Source organism: Planctomycetota bacterium, from assembly GCA_016235865.1.
GTDB lineage: Bacteria > Planctomycetota > MHYJ01 > JACQXL01 > JACQXL01 > JACRIK01.
Genome location: JACRIK010000007.1, coordinates 1 through 3,359, shown reverse-complemented (window position 1 = coordinate 3,359; position 3,359 = coordinate 1). Strand labels below are relative to the sequence as shown.

General features: G+C 48.2%; 3 protein-coding genes. 1 reads left to right on the top strand and 2 read right to left on the bottom strand.

Features of this window, described 5'->3' with window-relative positions; translation table 11 throughout:
* Window positions 1-143: 143 nt before the first annotated feature.
* Together HZA49_04140 and HZA49_04135 are read right to left on the bottom strand one after the other, a co-directional pair.
* The gene (locus tag HZA49_04140) at window positions 144-884 is read right to left on the bottom strand and encodes an ATP-binding protein (protein ID MBI5778630.1); all 741 of its coding nucleotides are present in this window, start codon (window positions 882-884) and stop codon (window positions 144-146) included.
* Window positions 872-2,149 (bottom strand): IS21 family transposase, encoded by a 1,278-nt coding sequence (locus tag HZA49_04135; protein ID MBI5778629.1) that lies wholly within the window; start codon window positions 2,147-2,149, stop codon window positions 872-874. The genes HZA49_04140 and HZA49_04135 overlap by 13 nt, the downstream gene beginning before the upstream one ends.
* Window positions 2,150-2,282: 133 nt before the next feature.
* On the opposite strand from HZA49_04135, the gene HZA49_04130 reads away from it, so the two are divergent.
* The coding region (locus HZA49_04130) for a right-handed parallel beta-helix repeat-containing protein (protein MBI5778628.1) at window positions 2,283-3,359 on the top strand (1,077 nt) is incomplete at its 3' end.

Genomic DNA, 3,359 nt, shown 5'->3' with positions numbered 1-3,359 from the left:
CTTGATTTCAATCTTTTTGCCTAAGCTCCGTTTTTTGTAAAACCTGCACTTTTTTTCATTTTCGTCAATTTCTATCATTCAAGACCCGCTCTCATTTTCGTTTTAACAGGCGTTTGCCTGTCCGGTAATGGTATGCACCTCCTTTATTGACTGTGCCCTTTCATCCGGTAACTTTTTCCTTTCATGTTTATCACGCGGCAGTGATGCAGAAGTCGGTCAAGTATGGCAGTCACTATCACAGGATCGCCGAAATGCTCACCCCATTCCATAAAACTCTTGTTTGAAGTGATGAGCGTGCTTGCTTTTTCATACCGGTAACTGATGAACTGGAAGAACAGGTGCGATTCTTCCCTTGCTATCGGCATATACCCAACCTCGTCAACAACTACCAGTCCGCTTTTGTAATAACTTCTCCCTCGTCCGTTTTTGGACACATCGCTGTCACTCTTGAGCTTGGCTATCAACTCCGCCATGGTCGTAAAATATATACTTATCCCGGAGTAACACGCCTTTATCGCCAGGGAAGTCGCCAGGTGCGTCTTCCCTACACCGGGAGGACCCAAAAATATCACGTTCTCATGCCGGCTGATGAAGTCAAGGTCAAACAAACTCATCACTGTCCGTTTATCCACTTCCGGATTGAACGTAAAATCGTAACCATCTATTGTTTTCTCAAACGGAAGCCCGGCTATCCGGAGCGTTGTCTTTACTCTCCTGTCTTCCTTTGACGCCACTTCCTCATTCAGCATATAATCCAGGAAGGAAAGATGGCTCATTCCCTGTTCCTCGGCAGCTTTTAACATATCCGGCAGCAGTTCTTCCGCCTTAAACAGCTTCAGACGCTGGAGGTGCTCTTCTACCCGTTCCATTATCAGTTCTGACATGGCGCACCTCCTCCAAGGAGCACTTCATACTCTGACAGGTCCCTGACTTCCACAGCTACCGTATAATTATTGTGTTTCGCCAGACCTATTGTCGTTGCCTTGCCTTTACCGTATGGTTTTCGGTATTTCTTGCGTTGCTGCTCCTTATCCTCCCTTAAATTCTCATATATCCACGGGTATTCCCTTACCTGCCCTTTTCCCTGGCAGGCAACGTATTCCACTACCAATTCATTGTCATTGTATACCCGCAGGCGTCCATCCTTGAACCTTATCAGCACTTTTTTCCCTACGCATTTATGCGCTATCCCGTATAGGTTGCCCCCAAAACTTATCCGGCAGTCCTTTTGTACTTTCCGGGTATACTTGGCAGCCGTATCATAAGGCCGGCGCGGTATATTTCCCAGCCTGTCCCTCTCTAAACCGAACCGGACAGACACCTTCTGCTTGGTAGTCCCGTGTATCCGCTCAAACGCTGTCGTGTTAACCCAGTTCATTATGTCTTCGTTGGTTTTTTCCAGGTTACTGTAAACATACCCACGCCAGAAGCTCTCTCTCAGATAGTCTATCGGCCTTTCTACCTTCCCTTTTATCCACGGCGAATAGGCCGGACAGGCTATCGGCTTGAATCGGTAATGGCAGGCAAAATCTGTCATCGTATCGTTAAACTTTATTTTCCCGACCAGCCGGCTTACCACAACGTTTTTCATGTTGTCGTACAAGATCTCTCCGGGTAGGCCGCAAAAATGACTGAAGGCCCCTAGGTGGCAGTCCAGAAACACTGGCATCGTACACCTGTCCACGAATTCAACGTACATATGCCGCGAAAATCCCAATACCATTACAAAACAGTACAGCTTCCGTTCCTCACCATCAGGGCACACTACGGCAAATTCCCCGAAGTCCACCTGCGCCTGCAACCCCGGCATTGTCTCAAACCGGATGTAGGCCACCTGGTCACGCTCCCCTTTCAATACCCTTACGTACCGCTTGACCACGTCATAAGACCCTTTATACCCGTGCGGCTCTATTAACTCCCTTATCCTGGTCGCCTGGTAATCTTCCTGCCCAAGCAGAACCTTTACCATCGGCTTATACGGCTCCAATATTGACACCCGTTCCACTTTCCGGTATTCCGGCAGCTCCTCGCCTTCCAGATACCTCTTTACCGTCAACCGGTGTAATCCGGTCTCCCGGGCTATTGCCCGAACTGACTTCCCTTGCCTTGCCAAACTCCAGATATCCATACATCTCTCCTTCTGTATCATATTGACTACCTCCTGTCAATATGATACCATGTGTTTTTAGGAGTCAGGCACCCTTTAGGGGAAGGGGTGGTACACTTTTCGTGCCCATTTCTGGTACATTATATCACGCCCGTTGACAACCCTTAAGCCCGGAGTGATTGTACAGAGTTTAACCGGGCCGGAAACTACCACTATCAAAGGAACAGGCAATGGACCAGTCGTCCAGTTCATCAATAACGAAGAAGAAACCACCATCCTGCGTGGTTTTACCATTACCGGCGGTTCCGGCGAACACCCGGGGATATATTGCCGGGATTCCTCACCGACTATTATGAATAACATCATTAGCAAAAATATCGGCACTGTAGACCGCTCCTGCGGCGGCGGTATTGCCCTATATAGTTCCTCGGCGGTTATTATGTATAACATCATCACGGAAAACTCGGCTGAATACGGCGCCGGAATATATGGCGATAATAACTCCACAGCCAAAATCACCAAAAACAGGATAAGCAAGAATACGGCCAAACATGATTTTTATGCCCAGGCCGGAGCCGGCGGCGGAGTTTATTGTTACGCCTCCAGTCCGCAGGTGAGTGATAACTTCATTATGGAGAATACGGCCCAATTCGGCGGCGGGGTTTATGTCTTCGGCGGAAGAAGCGGCGAACCAGCCGAGCCGATAATTATAGAGAATGAAATTAATAATAATACCGCTAACTTTGGTGGCGGAATCTTCGTAGATAACGAGGCTAAGCCCCAGATAAGTCATAACCTGATAAGCGGTAACCAAGTGCTGGCGGCCCTCGGTGATGACGAGATGGGTGGCGGGGGAGGCATTTACATTTGTAAATCCGACCCGCTTATCACCGATAATCAGATAGTTAATAACCAGGCCGAATTGTATGGAGGGGGTATTTATTGCCATGGCGGGGAGGCCAATGCGGCCAGTCCGGTTATAAAACAGAACAAAATAAATAACAATAGCACCCAGAATCTAGGCGGCGGGCTATTCTTCGACCATAATCCTAACGGATCGGTCCTGGTAGCCGAGAATGAGGTGAATTATAATATCAGCGGCTCTGGCGGTGGGATATATATCAGCGATTCGGCGGTTAGTCTGCTTAATAACCGCTTTATGTATAATAAAGCCAATTCAGCCGGAGGCGGCCTTTTTGTTTATAAGGCCTCAGCGGCGATATACAATAACGAGATAACCTATAATACGGCG